This window comes from Pelagerythrobacter sp., from assembly GCF_041912895.1.
Lineage (GTDB): Bacteria > Pseudomonadota > Alphaproteobacteria > Sphingomonadales > Sphingomonadaceae > Pelagerythrobacter.
In genome coordinates, this window is sequence record NZ_JAYSGI010000001.1 from 930,964 (window position 1) to 946,965 (window position 16,002).

Annotated in this window: 19 protein-coding genes; 6 read left to right on the forward strand and 13 right to left on the reverse strand. The window is 68.2% G+C overall.

Features of this window, described 5'->3' with window-relative positions; genetic code table 11:
* Positions 1–14 precede the first annotated feature (14 nt).
* Complete coding sequence (locus tag ACE3QC_RS04645) at positions 15–2,546, reverse strand: YadA-like family protein (protein WP_374405934.1); 2,532 nt, start codon at positions 2,544–2,546, stop codon at positions 15–17.
* A 392-nt stretch (positions 2,547–2,938) separates the two neighbouring features.
* Between ACE3QC_RS04645 and astD the strand changes: the two genes are divergently transcribed.
* On the forward strand, positions 2,939–4,354 hold the full coding sequence (gene astD / locus ACE3QC_RS04650) for a succinylglutamate-semialdehyde dehydrogenase (protein ID WP_374405935.1): 1,416 nt from the start codon (positions 2,939–2,941) through the stop codon (positions 4,352–4,354).
* 18 nt (positions 4,355–4,372) lie between these two features.
* Here astD and ACE3QC_RS04655 read toward each other — a convergent pair whose 3' ends face one another.
* On the reverse strand, positions 4,373–5,083 hold the full coding sequence (locus ACE3QC_RS04655) for a hypothetical protein (protein ID WP_374405936.1): 711 nt from the start codon (positions 5,081–5,083) through the stop codon (positions 4,373–4,375).
* Between the two features lie 193 nt (positions 5,084–5,276).
* Positions 5,277–5,726, reverse strand: coding sequence for a glycine zipper 2TM domain-containing protein (locus ACE3QC_RS04660; RefSeq protein WP_374405937.1), 450 nt, complete (start codon positions 5,724–5,726; stop codon positions 5,277–5,279).
* Positions 5,727–5,917: 191 nt separating this feature from the next.
* Between ACE3QC_RS04660 and rarD the strand changes: the two genes are divergently transcribed.
* Positions 5,918–6,826 carry an EamA family transporter RarD gene (gene rarD / locus ACE3QC_RS04665; RefSeq protein ID WP_374405938.1) on the forward strand — a complete coding sequence of 303 codons (909 nt, stop codon included), beginning with the start codon at positions 5,918–5,920 and terminating at the stop codon, positions 6,824–6,826.
* Here rarD and pyrC read toward each other — a convergent pair.
* Positions 6,815–7,852 (reverse strand): dihydroorotase, encoded by a 1,038-nt coding sequence (pyrC, locus tag ACE3QC_RS04670; protein WP_374405939.1) that lies wholly within the window; start codon positions 7,850–7,852, stop codon positions 6,815–6,817. The two genes, rarD and pyrC, sit on opposite strands and share 12 nt — an antisense overlap.
* Positions 7,853–8,041: 189 nt before the next feature.
* Between pyrC and ACE3QC_RS04675 the strand changes: the two genes are divergently transcribed.
* Positions 8,042–8,782 (forward strand): folate-binding protein YgfZ, encoded by a 741-nt coding sequence (locus ACE3QC_RS04675; protein ID WP_374405940.1) that lies wholly within the window; start codon positions 8,042–8,044, stop codon positions 8,780–8,782.
* 10 nt (positions 8,783–8,792) lie between these two features.
* Here ACE3QC_RS04675 and ACE3QC_RS04680 read toward each other — a convergent pair whose 3' ends face one another.
* A complete protein-coding gene (locus ACE3QC_RS04680) occupies positions 8,793–9,392 on the reverse strand; it encodes a TetR/AcrR family transcriptional regulator (protein ID WP_374405941.1) in 600 nt (199 codons plus the stop codon).
* 47 nt (positions 9,393–9,439) lie between these two features.
* On the opposite strand from ACE3QC_RS04680, the gene ACE3QC_RS04685 reads away from it, so the two are divergent.
* Positions 9,440–10,342 carry a metal-dependent hydrolase gene (locus ACE3QC_RS04685; RefSeq protein WP_374405942.1) on the forward strand — a complete coding sequence of 301 codons (903 nt, stop codon included), beginning with the start codon at positions 9,440–9,442 and terminating at the stop codon, positions 10,340–10,342.
* A 68-nt stretch (positions 10,343–10,410) separates the two neighbouring features.
* Positions 10,411–11,286, forward strand: coding sequence for a metal-dependent hydrolase (locus tag ACE3QC_RS04690; protein ID WP_374405943.1), 876 nt, complete (start codon positions 10,411–10,413; stop codon positions 11,284–11,286).
* Positions 11,287–11,313: 27 nt separating this feature from the next.
* Here the strand turns inward: ACE3QC_RS04690 and ACE3QC_RS04695 are convergent, their stop codons facing one another.
* From ACE3QC_RS04695 to rplU, 3 genes are all read right to left on the reverse strand, one after another.
* A complete protein-coding gene (locus tag ACE3QC_RS04695) occupies positions 11,314–11,847 on the reverse strand; it encodes a GNAT family N-acetyltransferase (protein WP_374405944.1) in 534 nt (177 codons plus the stop codon).
* Positions 11,848–12,067: 220 nt separating this feature from the next.
* The gene (gene rpmA, locus ACE3QC_RS04700; RefSeq protein ID WP_374405945.1) at positions 12,068–12,337 is read right to left on the reverse strand and encodes a 50S ribosomal protein L27; all 270 of its coding nucleotides are present in this window, start codon (positions 12,335–12,337) and stop codon (positions 12,068–12,070) included.
* 12 nt (positions 12,338–12,349) lie between these two features.
* Positions 12,350–12,889 carry a 50S ribosomal protein L21 gene (gene rplU, locus ACE3QC_RS04705; RefSeq protein ID WP_374405946.1) on the reverse strand — a complete coding sequence of 180 codons (540 nt, stop codon included), beginning with the start codon at positions 12,887–12,889 and terminating at the stop codon, positions 12,350–12,352.
* Positions 12,890–13,102: 213 nt separating this feature from the next.
* Here rplU and ACE3QC_RS04710 point away from each other — a divergent pair, with 213 nt between their 5' ends.
* Positions 13,103–13,603: a hypothetical protein gene (locus tag ACE3QC_RS04710; protein ID WP_374405947.1), complete on the forward strand. Its 501-nt coding sequence runs from the start codon at positions 13,103–13,105 to the stop codon at positions 13,601–13,603.
* A 1-nt stretch (position 13,604) separates the two neighbouring features.
* Here ACE3QC_RS04710 and ACE3QC_RS04715 read toward each other — a convergent pair whose 3' ends face one another.
* From ACE3QC_RS04715 to ACE3QC_RS04735, 5 genes are read right to left on the reverse strand one after another with little or no spacing between them, the layout of a single operon-like run.
* A complete protein-coding gene (locus ACE3QC_RS04715; RefSeq protein ID WP_374405948.1) occupies positions 13,605–14,048 on the reverse strand; it encodes a molybdenum cofactor biosynthesis protein MoaE in 444 nt (147 codons plus the stop codon).
* A gap of 4 nt (positions 14,049–14,052) precedes the next feature.
* A complete protein-coding gene (locus ACE3QC_RS04720) occupies positions 14,053–14,295 on the reverse strand; it encodes a MoaD/ThiS family protein (RefSeq protein WP_374405949.1) in 243 nt (80 codons plus the stop codon).
* A complete protein-coding gene (moaA, locus tag ACE3QC_RS04725; RefSeq protein ID WP_374405950.1) occupies positions 14,292–15,296 on the reverse strand; it encodes a GTP 3',8-cyclase MoaA in 1,005 nt (334 codons plus the stop codon). The genes ACE3QC_RS04720 and moaA overlap by 4 nt, the downstream gene beginning before the upstream one ends.
* A 4-nt stretch (positions 15,297–15,300) precedes the next feature.
* Positions 15,301–15,630 (reverse strand): Rossmann fold domain-containing protein, encoded by a 330-nt coding sequence (locus ACE3QC_RS04730; RefSeq protein WP_374405951.1) that lies wholly within the window; start codon positions 15,628–15,630, stop codon positions 15,301–15,303.
* Positions 15,627–16,001: a dihydroneopterin aldolase gene (locus ACE3QC_RS04735; RefSeq protein ID WP_374405952.1), complete on the reverse strand. Its 375-nt coding sequence runs from the start codon at positions 15,999–16,001 to the stop codon at positions 15,627–15,629. The genes ACE3QC_RS04730 and ACE3QC_RS04735 overlap by 4 nt, the downstream gene beginning before the upstream one ends.
* Position 16,002: the final 1 nt, after the last annotated feature.

Genomic DNA, 16,002 nt, shown 5'->3' on the forward strand with positions numbered 1-16,002 from the left:
TCGGTTCTGACGGCTCACCAGGCGATCTGGAAGCCGCCGCGGGCGCCGACCTCCCCGCTGTCGAAGCCGACACCGAGACCGGCCGAAAGCGCAGCGTTCTCGCCGACCCGCGCGCTGAGGGCCATGGTGCCCGCCGCCCGGTCGTCGAAATAGCCGACCCCGCCCGAGAGACCGAAGTTGGTCCCCGAAGGAAGCGTCGGCGATTCCATCGCCAGCGCCATCGCCACGCCCTCGTTGGCCCGCTCGATCGCCCGGCGATTCTCGGCGGTCTGGCCGAACAGCGAGTTGATCTGCCCGGTCTGTGCGCTGGTGAGCGACTGGAGCGAAGCGATATCGGCCGTGTTGGTGGCGATATTTGCCGTATTGACGCCGATCGCCGCTGTGTTGGCCGCGACCGAAGCGTTGGTGGCGATCCCGGTCGTCAGGCCCAGCGTGCCGTTCGCATCGGAGGTCACGACCGAGATCGTGCCCGTCTGGCTCGCGGTGCTGGTGTCCAGCCCGGCAATCACGACCTGCCCGTCGTTGGCCGCAGTCGCGCCGTTGCCGATCGCAACCGAATTGACTCCGGTGGCCGACGCTTCGTTGCCCATGGCGATCGCGCCGTCGCCGGTCGCGCTGGCGGCTTCGCCCACGGCGACCGAGCGGACCCCGCTCGCGGTGGCGAGGTGGCCCAGCGCGGTGGCGCGTTCGGCCGTGGCGTTGGACCTCCAGCCGAAGGCGGTCGCCCCGGCGCCGATCGCCGACGACTGCCCGCCGACCACGGTGGTCGACGCGCCGTCGGCTATCGTCGAGAAGCCCGCCGCTCCATCGCGGTTGCCGCCGATGGCGATCGAATCGCCGCCGATCGCCTGCGCGGTATTGCCGATCGCGACCGCATTGCTGCCGGACGCCACCGAATCTTCGCCGCCGGCAAAGCTCTGGTCGCCCGAAGCGGTGGATTGATGGCCGACCGCCGTGCCCATCGCACCGGACGCCACGGCTTGCCAGCCGAGCGCGGTGGCGCCGGGCGTGGTGGCAACTGATTCGCCGCCGATCGCGGTGGTCGAATTGCCTTGGGCGAGCGCGGTATCGCCCACCGCCAGCGCATCGATCCCGTCCGCCGACGCGAAGTTGCCGACCGCGGTCGAGTTATCGCTTGCCGCCGTGGCATTGCCGCCCACCGCAAGCGAGGAATCGCCAACCGACTGCGCGCGCGTACCGAAGGCAGAGGAATTGTCCCCGGTCGCCACTGCGGAGTCGCCTACGGCGGTCGAACTACCGCCGGTTGCGGTAGCCGAATTACCGAACGCCGCCGATCCGAGCCCGGACGCTTCCGCGCGTGCGCCATAGGCCGAGGCGAACGCCTGGGTGGCCTGCGACTGCACGCCTGCCGCGATCGAGAAGATGTTCGTCACGCTCGAATCGGCGCCGATGGCGACCGAGCTGCCGGCGGAGACGCTGGCGTTTTCGCCAATCGCCGTCGATTGCTGGCCGCTGGCGCTGGAATTGTTGCCGATCGCAACGCTGCCGCTGGCGCCGAAGCCGGTGCTGGCGCCGTTGCCGACCGCGACGCTGTTACTGGCGAAGAACCCGTCGCTGGCCTCGTTGCCGATCACGACCGAGCCCGAGCTCTGCGCGTTGGCCGCTTCGCCGACCGAAACCGCCCGAACGCCGGTGGCCGAGGCGAGATGGCCAATGGCCGTCGCCCGTTCTGCACCCGCTACCGAGCGCCAGCCGTAGGACGTAGCGCCCGGCCCCATGGCCATCGCTTCGCCGCCGACCGCGGTCGTCGAGTTGCCGCTCGCCATCGCGCCCGAGCCCGCATCGTCGCCACCGATCGCGATCGCGTCAACGCCGTCGGCCGAGCTGCCGTTGCCGATCGATATGCTCGAAACGCCGCTCGCGAGAGCCTGATCGCCCTGCGCGATCGAAAAGTCACCGGTCGCATCCGCGTTTTCGCCAACGGCTACCGAGCGCACGCCAGTAGCGTCGGCGAGGTGACCCAGTGCGGTCGAGCGGACCCCCGTTGCATTAGCCTGCCAACCCACGGCGGTGGTTCCAGGCTGAGTTGCCGTGCTTTCCGAACCGACCGAGACCGAGTTCAGCCCGGAGGACACGGCCCCCTGCCCGACGGCCACGGCGTCCGAGCCGCTGGCGGTTGCTCCCGTTCCGAGCGCGGTGCTGGTGCCGCCAGAAGCGGTGCTGCCCCGGCCGAATGCGACCGAGTTGCCGCCGCTTGCGTCCGCCGAGAGGCCGATTGCCGCAGAGTTCTGGCCAGATGCGGAAGACAGCCGGCCCACCGCGACCGAATTGAGGCCCGAAGCATCGGCATCGCGGCCCAGCGCGGTCGCCACGTCTCCGGTGGCGGAAGCGTTGGCACCCACCGCGGTGCTGCTCGAGCCGGTCGCATCGGCATTGGAACCGCAGGCGAGGCTGGTGTCTGTGCCGTCCGACGTCGCGCCGCCGGTCGAATCCGCAGGTATGGCGAGGAATGCATCATCAACGACACCTTCCTGATTGCCGTCGTCGAGCAAACATTCTTCCGCGGCAGCCGGGGTTGCCGACATCGCGAACATGGCTATCGCCAAGGTCGAAGCCGAGAGCGTTGCACCGCCCAGTAGTTTCAGATTGCGTCGCATAGTCACACACCTCTCCTGCGGCCCCCCGCGAGGCCAGTTGAAAGCAAAGCGCCGCTTAACGGCAGCGCCCGGTGCGACCCGGCTATGTCATGGGAGGAAAGGAATTTGCGACGCGATGGCCACCACCCCTGTTCTTGCCCCCTGTCGCGCCTACATCCCGTGGGAGGGCGCAGCGTTGGCTTGATCGCCGCAGGAGGCCAGACACCATTGGGTGTTTGACCGCGGCGCGACTCGGACTAGAAGCCCGCAAAGCCGTCAACGCCGGTTAAGCATACGTAATTTTTGAGATCGCACAACAACTTAAGGAGCCGCCCACCGTCGTGCCACAAAGCGAGCTGATTTCCTTCGAGCCTGCGACCGGCAGGGAACTGTGGCGCAGCCCGATGGGCGATGTCGACGCGACGGTCGATCGCGCCCGGCGCGCGTGGCCCGCCTGGGCGGCGCAGCCGCTGGCGACGCGGATCGAGCTGTGCCGCCGCTTCGCGAACGAGGTGCGCAAGCAGGCGGACAAGCTGGCCGAACTGATCGCGCGCGAGACGGGCAAGCCGTTGTGGGAAGCCCACACCGAGGTCGAGACGGTCATCAACAAGGTGGATATCTCGGTCACCGCCTATGCCGAGCGGACCGGACAGAAGAAGCTCAACAGCGCGCTCCAGGGCACAGCGGCGGTCCGGCACAAGCCGCACGGGGTGATGGCCGTGCTCGGCCCCTACAACTTCCCCGCGCATCTGCCCAACGGCCACATCGTCCCCGCACTGATCGCGGGCAACGCGGTGATCTTCAAGCCGAGCGAGAAAACGCCCGCAGTCGGCGAATTCCTCGTCGGGTGTTTCCATCGTGCCGGGATATCCGCCGCGGTGGTGCAACTGCTGGTGGGCGGCGCGGACGAAGGCAAGGAACTGGTCGCGCATCGCGGGGTCGATGGCGTGCTGTTTACCGGATCGGCGCAGGCGGGCATCGCGATCAACCGCAAGCTGGCGACCGATCCGGGCAAGATCGTCGCGCTGGAGATGGGCGGCAACAATCCGATCGTGGTGATCGACACGCCCAAGGTGTCCGACGCCGCGACGCTGATCGTCCAGTCGGCCTTCACTTCGGCCGGACAGCGCTGCACCGCGGCGCGGCGGCTGATCGTCAAGGCGAGCATGTACGACGCGGTGGTGGACGAGGTGAAGCGGCTCGCCGGGCGGATCATCGTGGGCGAACCGTTCGCCGACCCCGCCCCGTTCATGGGTCCGGTGATCGACAACCAGGCGGCGGACCAGCTCGTCGAGAGCTTCCTCTACCTGCTGTCGAGCGGCGGCAAGGCGATCCGCCACATGACCCGGCCCGACGACGACCTGCCATTCCTCTCGCCCGCGATCATCGACACCACCGCGATGGCCGAGCGACCCGACGTCGAGCTGTTCGGCCCGCTGCTGCAGGTTATCAAAGTGGAGGATCTCGACGAAGCGATCGCCGCGGCGAACAACACGCGCTTCGGGCTGTCGGCCTCGCTGATCGGCGGCGCGCCGCAGGATTACAACCGTTTCTGGGCCAATATCCGCGCGGGCATCGTCAACTGGAACCGCCCGACCAACGGCGCTTCGTCGAACCAGCCGTTCGGCGGGATCGGCCTGTCGGGCAACCACCGCCCGGCCGCGTTCTACGCCGCCGACTATTGCGCCTATCCGGTCGCGAGCACCGAGATGGAGCAGCCGCGCGCGAGCGTCGGCGTCGGCTTCAAGGACGCCTGAGGCGGATCGCCCGCCCCCTCACCCGTCACCGCGCGTAACGAGATCGACCGCGACCGTGCCAGCCGGCCCTTGCCGAACCGCGACCGCGAAGGCCGCGCCGCCCCTGCGTCCGCGCAGCACGCGTTCGTCCCCGGCCGTAGCCAGCCGCGAGGAGTACCCCGCCTCCCGCGCGAGCGTGTGGTAGAACGCGAGCACCTCGTCGGAGGAAGCGGGGGTGCGGAAATTGACGGCGCGCAGCGCACAGTCGCCCGAATCGGTCCCAGCCGCTTCCTGCGTCGCGCCGCGCGGGTAGATCGGGAATTCGGTCGGCATCCGCGCCGCCCAGACGAAATCGTGCCTCAGCGCCTCGACGCAGGGCGCCGGAGCGCCAACCTCGCGGGCACGCGCGATCACCGACAGCCGCACGGCAAGCGGCGCCGCGGCTGCGGTGCCCGGCTCGGGAAGCGCCAGCAGCCGGTCGCGGCCGCCGACGATCTCGATCGCCTCGGCCCGAGCGGCGTCGATCGCGCCGATCGAATCATTCGGCAGCGGCAGCGCGTGGTCGATGCCTCCGGTCAGCGCCGCGCTGCCTTCGTTCTGGCGCGCGAGATCGGGATCGACGAGAATCTGGTCGTTCAGTGCGGCGACGATCGCGGGATCGACCTCGCGCGGTTCCTGCGTGACCGGGGCGTCGCCGCAGCCGGCCAGCGCAAGCGCCCAGAATGCCGCGAAGAATCGATACTGGCGCAACCCGGCCTCCGTTCCGCGCGCACCGCGCCCGTGGCGGCGGCATAGCGGCTATCCGCGACCAACGGGTTAACCGCGTTCGGACAAACTTGAAGGCGCCCCGCTGCCTCTCGGCAGCGGAGCGCCTTCCACGGCCCGGTGGGTGCCGCGCGACGGCTGCAGGTGGGTGCAGCCGAAGATTGTCAGTGTTGCCGGATCAGCGGCAGCGCGAACCGCCCTTGTCGATCTCGCGGCCGAGGAGCGCACCGCCCGCCGCGCCGAGAATGGCGCCGAGAGTGCGGTCGCCGCGACCGGCAACTTCGTGGCCGATCAGACCGCCCACGGCGCCGCCGATCAGGAGCCCGGTCGTGCCGTTGTCCTTGCGGCAGTAATACCGCCCGTCGTTGCCGCGCCACACGCGCGTGTCGCGATTGACCCGGTCATAGCGGTCGTAACGGTCGTGGCGGTCGTACCGGCCACGGTCGTAGCGGCGATAATCACGGTCGCGATAACGGTCGCGCCACTGGTTAGCGCTCTCGACCTGGTAGGTCGGCGTATAAGCAGCCTGATGAACGCTCGCCGGAGCGGCGGCTTGGGCGGGCGCCGCCAGTGCGAGGCCCGGTGCGGCAATCGCGAGAGCTGCGATCATGATAGTCTTGTTGGTCATCGCTCGGTCCTTTCTTCGTCTCGCCGGACCCCGATTCGATGGGTCATCCGCTCGATGTGTTCAGTTTTAGGGGCCGTTTCCTGAACGGACTGCAACGCCGCGTGCAGATTTCGTTTTTGCGACGAAACGAGCTTTGCCATCGACGGTTCGCGGCTTGCACAGGCTCGGCGCGATGCGTAGATCGCCGCACGATGAATGGCCCCGCTTCCCCGCCCCGGCAGTCGGGCCTCGCCGCCGGGCTCTCGGCTTATTTCATCTGGGGCTTCCTGCCGCTCTATCTGATCCTCGTGCGCGAAGTGCCCGCGTTCGAATTCGTCGGCTGGCGCATCATCTGGACGCTGCCGATCTGCCTCGCGATCGTCGCCTTCCGCCGCCAGGGGCCGCAAGTGTGCGCGGCGCTGGCGAGCGGGCGCAGCCTGGTGACGCTGGCCGCCAGTTCGGCGCTGATCGGGGCCAACTGGCTGGTCTACGTCTGGGCGATCCAGAACGATCAGGTCTATGCCGCCAGCCTCGGCTATTACATCAATCCGCTGATCAACGTGCTGCTCGGCACTTTCGTGCTGGGCGAAAAGCTCAGCCGCCGCCAGTGGCTCGCGGTGGCGGTCGCCGCGGCAGGGGTAGCGCTGCTGCTCGGCGGCGCGCTGACGACGCTGTGGATCAGCCTTTCGCTGGGCCTGAGCTTCGGCACCTACGGCCTGCTGCGCAAGCAGGTGGACGTGGGCGCGCTGCCCGGGCTGACGGTCGAATCGGCGCTGCTGCTGGTGCCTGCCGCGGGTGTCGCGTGGTGGTATGCGGCCTCGCCCGCGGGTTCTTCGTTCGCGCAGTCGACGGAACTGAGCCTCGCGATCGTGCTCGGCGGGGTGTTGACCGCGATCCCGCTGCTGCTGTTCGCCATCGCCGCGCGGCGGATGGACTATTCGACGCTCGGCTTCCTCCAGTTCCTCGCCCCGACGATCGTCTTCATCCTGGGGCTGACGGTATTCGAGCAGCCGCTTCAGCCGGTGCAACTCGCCTGCTTCGTGCTGATCTGGGCCGCGATCGCGATCTTTGTGTGGGATATCCTCGCCCGCCGGAAGGCGGACAAGGTGCTACAGGCGTAGCGTCCAGCGCAGCGTCTCGCCGGCGTGGAACGGCACGATCGCCGTGCCGCCCGCGTCGATTTCCCCCGGCACCTCGACCCCGCTGCGATCGAGCGTGATACGCGCTTCGTTGAGCGGCAGGCCGTAGAAGCGCGGGCCGTTCTCGCTCGCGAAGCCCTCGAAGCGGTCGATCGCGCCTTCCTCGTCGAACACCTGGAGGTAGCTTTCGAGCGCGTAGGGCGCGTTGAAGATGCCCGCGCAGCCGCAGGCGCTTTCCTTGGCTTCGCGCGCGTGTGGCGCGCTGTCGGTGCCGAGGAAGTATTTCGCCGAGCCCGAGGTCGCCGCCTTGCGCAGCGCCAGCCGGTGCCGTTCGCGCTTGGCGACGGGCAGGCAATAGGCATGCGGTCGGATGCCGCCCACCAGCATCGCGTTGCGGTTGATATGGAGATGCTGCGGCGTGATCGTCGCGCCGACGTTGTCGCCCGCGCCGTCGACGAAGCGCACCGCGTCCTCGGTGGTGATGTGCTCGAAGATCACCTTGAGGCCCGGCAGCTCGCGCAGCAGCGGTTCGAGCACGCGGTCGATGAACACCTTCTCGCGGTCGAACACGTCGATCTCGGCGTCGGTCACCTCGCCGTGGACGCACAGCGGCATGCCGATCGCCGCCATCCGCTCCAGCGCATCGCGGATGTTGGCGACATCGCTGACGCCGTGGGCGGAGTTCGTCGTGGCGTTTGCCGGATAGAGCTTGGCGGCGGTGAACACGCCCTCGCGATGGCCGCGCTCCAGCTCGTCCGGGTCGGTGTGATCGGTGAGGTAGCAGGTCATCAGCGGAGTGAATTCCACGCCCGCAGGTATCGCAGCCATGATCCGCTCGCGATAGGCCGCCGCCGCATCGACGCTCGTCACCGGCGAGGCGAGGTTCGGCATCACGATCGCGCGGGCGAACTGGCGCGCGGTGAACTGCGCGACGCCTTGCAGCACCTCGCCATCGCGCAAGTGGACGTGCCAGTCGTCCGGGCGGCGGATGGTGATCGTATCGCTCATGAAGGCGACCCGGCGGGAGACATGGACCACATGTTACACTGTCCTGGAGAGAAAAAATCCGCCGCCGTCCGCGCGCTGTCGAGGCGAGCATCGGGGCGGATCGGGAAGGCGGGCATGGCGACCCCATGGCATATGCGCGGGCCGTAGGACAGGGCTTGATTCGCTCGCCCGGCGCGCCACCTTCACGCCATGCCAGCGACTCGCCTGTTCGACCGCGCCGTGGTGCGCCTTTCCCCACAGGATGAGGGCGAGGATGTCGCCGCGTTCCTGCAGGGCCTGCTCACCAACGACGTGTCCGGCCCGCTGCCCGCCTATGCCGCGCTGCTTTCGGCGCAGGGCAAGACGATGTTCGACCTGATCGTGTGGCCGGGCGATGCGGGAGAATTGCTGCTCGATTGCGAAGCCGCACATGCCGCCGAACTGGTCAAGCGGCTGGCGCTCTATCGCCTGCGCCGCAAGATCGCGATCGCGGTGGACGATGACGTGGCGGTCCATTGGCGCCCGCATGTGGGCGATGGCGCCGCGTCCGACCCGCGCCTCGCCGATCTCGGGCAGCGCTGGCTCGCCCCCGCTTCGGCGGAAGACGCGGCAGCGGACGACGCGTGGCGCGCGCACCGCCTCGCGCTCGGCGTGCCCGAAGGCGGCGAGGAGATGGGCGACGTGCTGTGGCTGGAAACCAACGCGATCGAACTCAACGGCGTCAGCTTCGCCAAGGGCTGCTACGTCGGGCAGGAGAACACCGCGCGGATGAACTGGCGGCAGAAGGTCAACCGGCGGCTGGTGGTGGTGCCGCTCGACCGGTCGGACGAGAAACGGCGCAAGGCGGCCTATCCCGCGCTGGGGCTGGCGGTCGATCACCTGCGGGTGGACGCGATCGACCCGGCGTTGGCGCCCGCATGGATGGCGGCGGCCCTCAGCCCGACTGGCTAATAACGTAGGTTCAGCCCGGCTGGCTGACCAGCGCGATCGAGTTCAGCAGCATCCGCTCGGCGCGGTCGCGCGCGGCGGTGTCGGGCAGGTTGAGCGAGCGCGCGAGCACCGACCCGATCAGCGCATCGCCCATCGCCAGCAGCACGAGCGCCAGCGTATCTTCGTGGACATAGGTGGCCTCGCTGCCCGAGCCGCATCCGCCCGGCGCGATCTCGTCCACCAGCTGATGGATCGTCTCGACGATCGGCGACAGCGCATCCTCGTTACCGGTCAGGATCATCCAGCTCGCCAGCGCGCCCGCGCCTTCCTTGTCGAACGCGTCGAACGCCAGATCGACCACTTCGCGCGGCGAACCCAGCCCGGCCCGACTCGCCTGCACCGCCTGCTTGATGCTCTCGCACACCGTTTCGGCGAGGTGCCGCGCGAGTTCCTTCTGCAACCCCGAAGCCGATCCGAAATGATGCAGCAGGTTCGCATGGGTGCGGCCGATGCGCCCGGCGACGGCTTTCAGCGTCACCGCCTGCGGCCCCGATTCGATCAGCAGCGCTCGCGCCGCCTCCAGCGCCGAGCGGCGGCTCTCTTCCGGGCTCAGGCGCTTGCGGCTTGCCATGCGATTCCTTGAGACATAAAATGGTTAACAATCCGGGGGATCGATCGATGGGCTTAGAACGCGAAGCCGCCGCCGACAAGTTGCCGCTCACGTCGGGCAGCGCGACAGGCAGCGCGACTCCGGCGGATCATGCGCTCAATATCCGCGACCAGAAGTTCTGCCGCGGCGGAACCCCTGCGCGCTGGTGGCATTCGGGCGATCCGGTGGCGACCGCGTGGTACAACTCGGTTTCCGCCAGCCTGCCGCGCGGGGAGAAGTTCTTCATCCAGGTGATGAAGTACTACGACGACAAGGTTCCGCCGAAGATGGCCAAGGAACTGCGCGCCTTCACCCGCCAGGAATCGAACCATGCGCGCGAGCACGTCGCGTTCAACAACCTCGCGCAGAGCCACGGTTACGACATCGAATCGATCGACAAGGGCATCGAGGAGATGCTCGCACTGACCAAGGGGCGGCCGGTCGAGTTCAACCTGGCGATCACGATCGCGCTCGAACATTTCGCCGCCTCGATCAGCCACTGCCTGCTGACCGATCCGCGTTATCTGAAGGGCGTCGATCCCGAGATCGCCGAGATGTGGCGCTGGCACTCGATCGAGGAGATCGAGCACAAGGGCGTGACCTACGACGTGTGGCTCCACGCCACGCGCGAATGGTCGGCGTGGAAGCGTTACCGCGTGCGCGCGATGCTGACGCTGCTCATCACCCGACGGTACTACAACAACCGCGTGCGCGACGCGCTGGGCTTGATGCGGCAGGACGGGATCACCGGCGTGCGGGCCAGATGGCTGCTGTTCCGGCACCTGTGGTTGTCGCCCGGGATGATGCGGCGCATGTTCCCCGAATGGGCGAAAATCCTCCTGCCCGGCTTTCACCCCTGGAAGCAGGACGATCGCGCGCTGATCCGCAAGTTCGACAGCCCCTATGCCGACGCGGTGATGCCGGCCGAATAGCGCGTCCTATTGACAACGATGTAAGTAATCGATACTTACAAGGCTGTCAGTAACATGCAGAGCGAATCATGAACGCCCAGACCATCGCCTTCGACCGCGCCGCTGCGGTGCCCACGCCGGGCGATCTCACGATCACCGTACGCGACGAGCGCTTCAACCGCGGCTCTGCGCCCAGTCGCTGGTGGGCGGGCGATGCGTTCGGCACCGCCTGGCACAACGCGCTGTCGGCGACCTTCCCGCGCGGCGAGGCGTTCTTCATCGAAGCGGTGAAAGCGCACCGCGAAGGTGCCGATCCGCGGCTCGAGGCCGAAATCCGCGCCTTCGTGCGCCAGGAAATCAACCACACCCGCGAGCACATCGCGTTCAACAAGCTGGCCGAGAACGCCGGCTACGACATCAAGGCGATTGACGAGCGCGTTCGCGAGATGCTCGAGCTGACCAAGGGGCGGCCCGAGATCCTCAACCTCGCCGCGACGATGGCGCTTGAGCACTACACCGCGATGATGGCGCACGAATTCCTCGCCAACCCGAAGCATTTCGCCAAGGCCGATCCCGAGGTCCGCGACATGTGGCGCTGGCACGCGGTCGAGGAAATCGAGCACAAGGGCGTCGCCTACGACACCTGGAACCACGCCACCCGCGACTGGACGCCGTGGCGGCGCTGGAAGGTGCGCAGCCTGATGATGCTGATCGTCACCGGGCGCTTCTTCACCCACCGCTGGGAGGATTCGCTGAACCTCCTCGCGCAGGATGGGATCACCGGCTGGAAGGCGCGCTGGGGCCTGTTCAAGTACCTCACCGTGACCCCCGGCGTGGTGCGGCGGATCGTGCCGGCGTGGCTCTCGTACTTCAAGCCGGGCTTCCACCCGTGGGATCACGACGACCGCGAATTGATCGGGCTCTATGAGAGCGAATTCGAGGACGCGCTGCTTCCGGCGGAATAACCGGAACGAGCCCCGGCTCGTACTATGTCACGCCGCGCGCATGTCCGGCTCCGCCTCGCCTTCCAGATCGAGCGCATATTCGGCCGCCAGGGCCGTTTCGCCCCGCCCGCAGCTATGCCGCGCGCGCACCGCGCCGGTGGGCACGAAGCCGAGCTTACGCAGCACGCGCCCCGAGGCCGGGTTGTCGAGGAAGTGCCCGGCGGCGATCCGGCGATGGCCGAGCATGCGCGCCACGTCGAGCGCCGCGCGGCCTGCCTCGGTCGCGTAGCCGCGCCCCCAATGGCGCCGGGCGATCCAGTATCCCAGTTCGACCTCGTTCTCATGCAGGTCGATCCCGATGCCGCCGATCACCGCCGCGTCATACGCGCGCGCGATCAGGAAGCGCGGAAAACGCGGGCTTACCGGCAGCGCCACGAAGTCGTGCGCGTGTTCGGCGGTGTAGGGCCAGGGCGCGCTGGCGAGATTGCGGACCACCCCCTCGTCGGCAATCCCGCCGAAAACGTGCTTCCAGTCTTCGGGCCACGGGGGTCTCAGCAACAGTCTTTCGCTGCGATGGAACACGGCGGTTCTCTCCTCTTCGCCCCGCCCGCCGCCGCACTAGAGGCGATGCGTGACACTTGCATGGCGGCGAAAGAATATTTCGCCGATCGGAGAGGGAGAAACGACAAGAGGGAGACGGGCCCCCTGATTCACAGGATGGCCCCATCTCCCTCTTCGTCTGCCGGTCGTTACCCCGGCTGGGACCGTCCCGTGTGGACGACCCCGTTATCGGATCGTCCGGTTATTCGGCGGCTTCCGCGAACATGTCGACCGACACGTATTTGCGGCCGAGCTTGCCCTTGTGGAATCGCACGACGCCTTCGCTGAGCGCGAACAACGTGTGATCCTTGCCCATCCCGACGTTGGTGCCCGGATAGAACTTGGTCCCGCGCTGGCGCACGATAATGTTGCCCGCGAGCACGCCCTGGCTGCCGAACTTCTTCACGCCGAGGCGACGGCCGGCCGAATCGCGACCGTTGCGCGACGAACCGCCTGCTTTCTTATGTGCCATCGTTCGTGGTCCTTACTTCTTGGCGTCGGTTTTCTTGGCTGCGGCCTTCTTCGCCGGAGCCTTCTTCGCGGGGGCGGCCTCGGTGGCGCCTTCCTTCTTCGGCGCGGCCTTCTTGGCGACCGGCTTGTCGGCGTCCGCCTTCTTGGCCGGGGCCTTCTTGGGAGCGGCCTTCGCCTCTTCCTTCGCCGGAGCGGCCTTGGCCTCGTCCTGCTTCGGAGCCGGCTTGGCCGCTTCCTTCTTCGGCGCGGCCTTCGAATCGCCCACCGCGGTGATGCGCAGCAGGGTCAGCTGCTGGCGGTGGCCGTTTTTGCGGCGATAGTTGTGGCGGCGGCGCTTCTTGAAGACGACGACCTTCTCGCCCTTCGCCTGCGCGATGATCTCGGCCGAAACCGAAACCTTGCCGGCGTCGGCCATCTTGTCGCCCTCGCCGGCGAGCAGGACGTCGCCCAGCGTCACCGTGTCGCCGGCTTCGCCAGCGAGCTTTTCGACCGCGATCTTGTCTCCGGCGGCAACCCGGTATTGCTTGCCGCCCGTGCGCACTACTGCGAACATGGTGGTTACTTCCAATCTCGTTGTTTATGCCCCCGCCTCATGGAACGGACCTCGGGGAAGGGGCGCGTCCGATGCGCCGCCGCTGGCGGGCCCCGGAAAGATGGGTGCCGTTAAGGGAACCGGGGCACCAAGTCAACGGCGGATTGGCCTTTGCGCGCCGCATCTGGCGCGGTGCGCGGCGCGTGCTATGAGCCTTGGCGAATGACGCACGCCTTGCTCCGTATCGCACCGCTGCTGCTCGCCGCCCCACTCGTCGCCTGCGCCGGTGGGGGCGGGGGCGATTACCCGTCGCTCGCGATCCGCGACGCCGAACGGGTCGAGGGCAGTTTCGAAGCCGCCGCACCGTCCGAAGCGCCGCCAGCGCCTGCGCCGCCGAGCGCGGACCTGCTCGAACGGCTCGCCCAGCTCGAGACGGCGGCGAGCGATGCGCACCGCGCCTTCATGGAGGCCGCACCGGGCGCGCGGCGCGCCGTCACCGCGGCGCGAGGCGCAGGCGTGGAGAGCGATCGCTATGCCGAGGCGCAAGTGGCGCTGGCCGACCTCGATTCGCACCGCAGCCGGGCCGCTGTGGCGCTGGGCGATCTCGACCTGCTGTTCGCCGACGCGACCTTGGCGTTCGCCACGCGAGAGCCGATCGCGGCCGCGCGCGCTGAGATCACCGGGATGGTCGCGGAAGAAGACGCGGTGCTCGCCGAACTGCGCGGGGCGCTCTGACCTAGCGCCAGCGGGCGAGATCACGCCGATCTTCGTCGCGCGGTTCGATCCAATGCCAGCCATCGGCGCGCTGCTCGCGTTTCCAGAACCAGGCAGCGGATTTCAGATGATCCATGCAGAGATCGACTGCCTCGAACGCAGGCCGGCGATGGCGCGCGGCGGCGGAAACGCACACGATCGGCTCGCCGGGGCGGAGCACACCGACGCGGTGCGCCATCAGCAGGCCCATCAGACCGAATCGAGCGATCGCCTCGTCGGCCAGCGCTTCCATGCCGGGCAGCGTGAGCGGGGCGTAGTGCTGCAATTCGAGCGCCTCCACCCCGCCCCCGCCGCGCACCTCGCCGACGAAGGTGCAGACGCCGCCGAGGCCGGGATTGGCCTGCGTGAACGGGCCGATCAGCGCGCCGGGCGCGAAGGGCCGGTCGAGCAGGCGGATATCGCGCATCGCGCTAGCCCCCGCTGACGGGCGGCAGGAAGGCCACTTCGCTGCCCTCACCCGCCTGCAAGTCGCGCTTGTCGGGCAGCAGCACGCCATCGACGGCGACCCGCACATCGTCCGCTCCGATCGCCTCGCGCATAGCGGGATCGAGCCGGGCGCAAAGCCTCGCCCAGTCGAGCGGGCCGGACACGGCGAGCGCGTGCTCGCCCTCCCCCGCAAGATCGGCGAGCTTGCCGAGAAAGACCAGCTTCACCCGCCGGTGACCGACATGTGGCGCGGCTGCGCGGGCGTCGCGCCGGGCGCATCGAAGGCGAAGGCATGGCGCGCGGGCTTGATCCGCATCGCGGTGTCGAGCGCGGTATCCAGCGCCGTCTCGGGATCGTCGGACCGCAGCGCCGCGCGCAGGTCGACCCGTTCGGCACCGCCGAGGCACGGGTAGAGCTGGCCCGTCGCGGTGACCCGCAAACGGTTGCAACCCTCGCAGAAGTTGTCGCTGAGCGGCGTGATGAAGCCGATCCGGCCGCCGGTTTCGGTACTATCGAAATAGCGCGCGGGGCCGCCGGTGCGGTGGTTCGAAGGCGTCAGTTGCCAACGGCGTTCGAGCGCGGCGCGGACTTGCGCGAGCGGAAGATAGCGGTCGAAGCGATCTTCCTCGACATCGCCCAGCGGCATCAGCTCGATCAGCGTGATCGCGTGGCCCTGCTCGTGCGCCCATGCGATCAGCGCGGGCAGCTCATGCTCGTTGATCCCGCGCAGCGCGACGGTGTTGATCTTGATCGCGATCCCGGCCGCCTGCGCGGCGGAAATGCCTTCGAGCACGTCGTCCAGCCGGTCGCGCCGCGCCAGCCGGGCGAAGGTCTCGCGGTCCAGCGTATCGAGCGAGACGTTGATCCGCCGCACGCCCGCCGCGGCCAGCGCGTCGGCATGGGTGGCAAGCTGGAGGCCGTTGGTGGTGAGCGTCAGTTCGTCGAGCCCATCCCCCAACCGGCGGCCGAGCCCGCGCACGAGATCGAGCACGTCGCGCCGCACTAGCGGTTCGCCGCCGGTCAGCCGGATGCGCCGCACCCCGCGCGCGATGAATCCGTTCGCCAGCCGATGGAGTTCGTCGAGGTCGAGCAAATCCTTGCGCGGCAGGAACGTCATCCGCTCGGGCATGCAATAGGTGCAGCGCAAATCGCAGCGGTCGGTCACCGATAGCCGCAGGTAGTCGATCCGGCGGCAATGAGCGTCGATCAGGGGTGCATGGGCATCCATCGCGCTATTGTGCCGGATTTCCCGCCGCTTGGCTATCGAGCGACAGGTATTGCCCCGTCACCCCCGGGGCTGCGGCGAGATAACCCGCCGCCGCATCGATCGCCTCGCCCTCGCCCGCAACGCCATTGATGCGCCGGGGGGCGTACTTGCGCGCGAGCCCGGCAACCATCGCGAGTCGCCACATGCGGTGCGTGTGATCGGCGGGCGCGAAGGCGAGCGTGACGTCGTCTCCGGCGTCCAGCGCTTCCTCGGCGTAGGGCAACCAGTGCTGGTCGAACACGCTCGCGGCGGCGAGCGGATCGGCGGGCAGATCGTCGATCGCGATCACTTTCATTCGCGGCGCTCGCGGGTGAGCGTCACGCCGATCTTCTCGTTCGCCTCGGCGATGGCGAGCTTGACGATCTTGACCGTCACCGCCTCCACCCGATCATCCTGCAGGAACAGCGTCTCGCAGATATGGTCGGCAACCGCCTCGATCAGCTTGAAGTGGACGCCGGGCGGCAGCGCCTCGGTCGCGGCGAACTTCAGGTCCATGTAGTTTTTGCTCGCCTCGAGCGGGGTGTCGGGCGTGTAGCGTTCGGCGCACTTGAGACGCGCCCGGATCGCGATCCGCAACGGCTGCGGCTTGCCGGTTTCCTCAGAATAGATGCCGGTGAGGACATCGTGTTCGAGATCGGCGACTTCGAGGATCAGCGAATCGGCCATG

Bases quoted from the DNA above. Each gene is read 5' to 3' on its own strand.
- ACE3QC_RS04645 (WP_374405934.1), bottom strand. From the start codon at position 2,546: ATGTCGGCAACCCCGGCTGCCGCGGAAGAATGTTTGCTCGACGACGGC.
- ACE3QC_RS04660 (WP_374405937.1), bottom strand. From the start codon at position 5,726: ATGACCAACAAGACTATCATGATCGCAGCTCTCGCGATTGCCGCACCG.
- rarD (WP_374405938.1), top strand. From the start codon at position 5,918: ATGAATGGCCCCGCTTCCCCGCCCCGGCAGTCGGGCCTCGCCGCCGGG.
- pyrC (WP_374405939.1), bottom strand. From the start codon at position 7,852: ATGAGCGATACGATCACCATCCGCCGCCCGGACGACTGGCACGTCCAC.
- ACE3QC_RS04675 (WP_374405940.1), top strand. From the start codon at position 8,042: ATGCCAGCGACTCGCCTGTTCGACCGCGCCGTGGTGCGCCTTTCCCCA.
- ACE3QC_RS04680 (WP_374405941.1), bottom strand. From the start codon at position 9,392: ATGGCAAGCCGCAAGCGCCTGAGCCCGGAAGAGAGCCGCCGCTCGGCG.
- ACE3QC_RS04685 (WP_374405942.1), top strand. From the start codon at position 9,440: ATGGGCTTAGAACGCGAAGCCGCCGCCGACAAGTTGCCGCTCACGTCG.
- ACE3QC_RS04690 (WP_374405943.1), top strand. From the start codon at position 10,411: ATGAACGCCCAGACCATCGCCTTCGACCGCGCCGCTGCGGTGCCCACG.
- rpmA (WP_374405945.1), bottom strand. From the start codon at position 12,337: ATGGCACATAAGAAAGCAGGCGGTTCGTCGCGCAACGGTCGCGATTCG.
- rplU (WP_374405946.1), bottom strand. From the start codon at position 12,889: ATGTTCGCAGTAGTGCGCACGGGCGGCAAGCAATACCGGGTTGCCGCC.
- ACE3QC_RS04715 (WP_374405948.1), bottom strand. From the start codon at position 14,048: ATGCGCGATATCCGCCTGCTCGACCGGCCCTTCGCGCCCGGCGCGCTG.
- moaA (WP_374405950.1), bottom strand. From the start codon at position 15,296: ATGGATGCCCATGCACCCCTGATCGACGCTCATTGCCGCCGGATCGAC.
- ACE3QC_RS04730 (WP_374405951.1), bottom strand. From the start codon at position 15,630: ATGAAAGTGATCGCGATCGACGATCTGCCCGCCGATCCGCTCGCCGCC.
- ACE3QC_RS04735 (WP_374405952.1), bottom strand. From the start codon at position 16,001: ATGGCCGATTCGCTGATCCTCGAAGTCGCCGATCTCGAACACGATGTC.